This is a genomic window from Marinagarivorans sp., assembly GCF_982758155.1.
The window spans coordinates 1-3,722 of record NZ_CEXWTU010000343.1 but is presented as its reverse complement, the minus strand read 5'-3'; the positions used below and the strand labels follow the sequence as shown (position 1 = coordinate 3,722).

Below are 3,722 nucleotides of genomic sequence, written 5' to 3'. Positions count from 1 at the left end.
GTGCAGGTAATGGAGGTACCGGAGGCGGCACCAACCCGCGTCAGCTGTTCGTCGACTTACATCGCGATGCCATTAAAACACTCAGCAGCAAAGTACTCGGGCAGCACGAAAAAGAAAAACTCGAAGAGCACCTTAATTCGATTGAAGAGCTGGAGAAAAAACTCGTACCAGTAAATACAGCCGGTGGCACACCCGTTCAAAATGCCACGCAAACTTGCAGCAACGTCGCTATGCCAGCAGGCAACGACAGCAACTTCACCTCTCATACCGAGCTACAAGTGGACATAGCTGCACTGGCATTGTCTTGTAATGTAACGGCCTCCGTATCCCTGTGTTTAGGCGACGACGGAAGTGGTTTTAACATTCCAGGCTTTAATGACAAACTTCACAGCTCTCACCACAACGACACAGAAACTTGGGGCCAATACATTACTACCGCAGGTTATATGTTCGGCCTAGCCGCAAAAACAGTGCGCAGGCTAAAGGCCGCCGGTGTATTAAATGACACCCTGGTTACCCAAAATTCAGATATGGGCAACGGCAATGCCCACAGCGCACCCGGCACGCCAATGTTTATGGCTGGCGCCGGCATACGGAAGGGACAAGTTACCCAAGTCAACAGCGCATCCCAACTGGACATGTACGAAACCGCATCGCGCATTCTAGGCGCCGACGCCCATCCCGCTTATAAAGGCTGGGGCGGGCAAACTATAGCGGGCGTTGCCACTTAATCACTGCGTGAATATGCAGTGATTAAAGGCACTGCGGCTTTGTTTTATCGGCTTTGCTTTATCGATATTGCCTAGAATAAACCTACGCAAACAAAAAGATTTTGATTCGTGAATAAATATTCACAACAACAGCTAGAACACTAGTAACTGTCAAATACATCCTAACAACTATAGCGCTGCGCCACTAATATGGCGCAGAAAGGAGAGCAGCCCGACAAGTAGTAACAGCCTGCCTTCGTCCATTTGCGGCGGTGTTCGTACCGATACCAACAGGCACCCGACCACATAAATACGCCAATCTTACGCATAGCCCAAGAGAGTGATTTCTGTGCTTTATTAGCCTAATACACGATTACTCTTCCGCTGCTCTTATCAATACCGAAAGCCTAGGTGGCGATCAAAAAACGTACAGAACTTAAAGTGTGCCCGCACCACACCGTACTTAATATAACGACCACTCCCCCTTAAAGCCTCAAGATCCAGCCTGTTAGCTGGTAAACACGCCAGCCCAGAAGGCAAAATAAAGATACCTATAAAAAAATTTAAAATAAAATGGAGGGTATTGAATACCTAAGTGTTTATGCAATAAGGGTAAAAACTCCACAACCGTACTTTTAAGAGTCCAAACAATGAAAACATCAAGTATAGCCTTTGCAGTATCGGCTTTTACCTTAATACTCACCAGCGGCTGCGGTGGTCAGAAAGACCGTGCAGGCGATTTTTTGAGCGCGCAAGATAACGCCCCCACAGCTGAGCAAGGGCTTGTAATGCAAAGAGAAGTCGAGAATTACGTCTACCAGCAACCGATAGCTGACATACTCCCTGCACTATATAACGGCACAATGCATACTCTTTTACATTCTGCACATGAACAACAGTTTTATGATGAACAAAATCGCTTAACGCTATTACAAATAAACAATTACCCCGGCCTTAACGTCCAACTTGAGGGCCAAAGTGTTATTCCAGAAGAAGGTATCACAACCTTTGAAGTGGTGTATAAATACGAAGGTGCCGTACCTTGGCAAACCAGTGAAGTGGCATACAAAATATGGCGCTTTGGGGAGGGCAGCACAGGAAAAATAAGCCTAGAAGCGTCTCTTATAAACAACTGGGAAGAAGCAGAGATTACAAGCAACATAGAAACTTATACGAGTTATTACTATGATGAAAATAATGCTCTAGATAACATCGATATTTACACCACCATCAATACCTACCAGCTCAATAGCAACGGCTATCGATTAGCCACTTACAGTAACGATCTCTCCACTTCAGATCAGGAAATGCTAACGAGCCAAATGGAGCGTATGGATGGCATAAATATGGACACCCTAACCCTAAAGAATAGCTATTACCCCATCCAAACCTATCTGTATGGCGCCGCTGGCGAGTTACTCGAATACTCAGCATACGATCGCGACAACAAGCTGCGGGAACACAACAATTACCAATATTTAGTGATTAACGATGTTCATTACCGCATTAATGATCAAACCTATTTTAATTACGACATAGACGGCAATCCAGTACTACCCGAAGGCAAAGGCACACGACTTTCTGTTTACACATTAGCTACGTGTGATCTAGGCAATTTATATCGCCTCAAATCTGAACAACCTGAATGGTTCAAGTGCCAACCTACAAACGCTTGGTAATACACCTTTAAACCGATTAAAAATGTAGTCGCGATTATTAATGGCAACCTAAGGACGGGCTGCCATTTAACGCCACCTATCACGCCGTTATCTTCTATGCTATTCACGCACTATGGACATGTAAATATTTTTTGTGCCACATTAAATTCCAGGGCAAGCTTTCATTAATCTATTGAAGCATAAGGAGATTACTAACTTACGCCACCCATATAGAGGTTCGCTACATATTGATACTACAAGAATCTCGCCCTACAAGCTTAAAACTCAATATATATTTTAACATTTACGTCTAACAGGAAAAACCCATGCGATTTACCCAGCACACATCTCTACTTATTGCTTTATCTTTACCGATGGTTTCGCTAGCCGAAGAGATACCTAGCCCCCAAAAATACAACAATATTTATCTGGGGGGAGGTGGAATAAGCTTTGACCCAAAAACTGCAGCGCAAGAACAAATTAAAAGTAGCGGCAATTACTGGCGCTTAGGCTGGGAGAAGGTTAATGAAAAATGGGTTTATGGCTTAGGTATTTCAGGTTATAAATATTCCGATTTATCATCCCTTTCTGATGTTGTCGTTGTCGATCAATACAACAAAGAATCAACAGCAAGCTCAGGCGCTAATGCAACCAATCTTTATTTTGAAGGCGGCTACCACCATCCTTTGAATGCTTATTTCAACCTTGAATTATTAGCGGGTTACGAGCTTATTACTTATTCTAAACGAGGATTTGGAAACTGCACAGACTGCCCAGGAGAAGACATTGATATAGAGGCAGGACTTTACTTAATGCCCCGCATTAACTACGCCTCTAAGTCGTGGTTTACTGCATCGCTGGCTTACCACAACTACTTAATGGGTAACATTGACGGAGCCTACTCCGTGACTATTGGAGCGAAATTTTAACCCGATGACACTCACGCTAAACAGTAAGAGCAACTTTTTTTCTATTTCAGATAGGGCATTATCAATACCCAATTTGCGTTGAGTAGCGTTACCCATATTTCACGCTGTAATGTTTTCGTGAAATATGGATTTACTGCAGAGGGATGCTTGACCGTTTTAACGATTTTCATTTTTTACAGATCTGATCCGTGATGAATTTAGCCAATATTAATCAGCTCTTAGCTGTAGGATTCAACGTATACTTATACGGCTAAAAAAGCTTATAAGGAAATCCATGTCGTATCAGAATACCCTCATTCAAACGATAGCAACACATTTTTCACGTGCTCAAAGTAACTTACTCCGCTTTATATCGGCTTAGTTCAGTGCAAGAATAAACGAGGACAGGCATTCGTCATATGGCGACGAAAGCCATAAAGAACGCC

At 43.4% G+C, this 3,722-nt stretch carries 3 protein-coding genes; all 3 read left to right on the top strand.

Annotation, left to right across the window (positions count from 1 at the left end; genetic code table 11):
* A partial coding sequence (locus AC3A8L_RS20570; protein ID WP_487964147.1) for a DUF1552 domain-containing protein occupies nucleotides 1–731 on the top strand: 731 nt, incomplete at its 5' end.
* Nucleotides 732–1,360: 629 nt separating this feature from the next.
* Complete coding sequence (locus AC3A8L_RS20565) at nucleotides 1,361–2,389, top strand: hypothetical protein (RefSeq protein WP_487964146.1); 1,029 nt, start codon at nucleotides 1,361–1,363, stop codon at nucleotides 2,387–2,389.
* A 305-nt stretch (nucleotides 2,390–2,694) separates the two neighbouring features.
* Nucleotides 2,695–3,297, top strand: coding sequence for a hypothetical protein (locus tag AC3A8L_RS20560; RefSeq protein ID WP_487964145.1), 603 nt, complete (start codon nucleotides 2,695–2,697; stop codon nucleotides 3,295–3,297).
* Nucleotides 3,298–3,722 lie beyond the last annotated feature (425 nt).

Bases quoted from the DNA above. Each gene is read 5' to 3' on its own strand.
- AC3A8L_RS20565 (WP_487964146.1), top strand. From the start codon at position 1,361: ATGAAAACATCAAGTATAGCCTTTGCAGTATCGGCTTTTACCTTAATA.
- AC3A8L_RS20560 (WP_487964145.1), top strand. From the start codon at position 2,695: ATGCGATTTACCCAGCACACATCTCTACTTATTGCTTTATCTTTACCG.